This is a genomic window from Halorubrum sp. C191 (assembly GCF_002727095.1).
Lineage (GTDB): Archaea > Halobacteriota > Halobacteria > Halobacteriales > Haloferacaceae > Halorubrum > Halorubrum ezzemoulense.
On record NZ_NHNZ01000108.1, the window covers coordinates 1 to 706 of the forward strand.

At 47.9% G+C, this 706-nt stretch carries 1 pseudogene; it reads right to left on the reverse strand.

The features are described from left to right. Positions 1 to 349: 349 nt before the first annotated feature. Positions 350 to 706, reverse strand: a pseudogene (locus Z052_RS10650) (transposase); the annotation flags it as partial.

Consider the following 706-nt stretch of genomic DNA (forward strand, 5'->3'; position numbering starts at 1 on the left):
AAGAGTTTACTCTGTCTTACTGAGATAAGACAGAGTAAGTAATTCCAACGAATATGTGAATTACTAATTCCGTATTGGGTGATATCGGTCGCGAGAGACTATCTGCGTGGTGTGAATACACTTATGTATTATATATCGCTATATAATTTTTCTTCTGTCGAGTTGCGAATCCCTCCCAAGAGGTTCATGGGATCGATCCTAAACGGCCAGATTTCGCCGAGAATTACCCGTCAGAGCGCCGAAGAAATCATCAGAATACGAAGAATACCATTCTACTTATCGATGATCGGCAAAAATACGCGACCACAACGAGTGATGCCTCTCACGAAGGGCGAGCCCGGACCGGATTCTATATGAGTGCGACCAACTCCTTGTCCAGCCATTTGAGGAACCGTCTGAGCGTTATCCGCGGCTTCTTCCTCGTTTCAATCTCCCCGATTCGTTCCTGCGTCAGAAAATCCACCAGTAACCACATGTTGTACACCACACACCCGAATGCGAAGTGGAACCACCGGACCTCGAATTCCTTCGAGGTCGTCCATACAGCTGCATCTTTAATCGACGAGTATGAGTTCTCGATTGCTCCCCGATCGCTGTACTGTTCAATCTGTGTTCTCGCCCACCGACGATCCAGCGCAAGCTCATCGGTCACATCAAGACTCGTGATGAACGGTTGTGGTGACCCATCCTCGTTTATACTCACCGA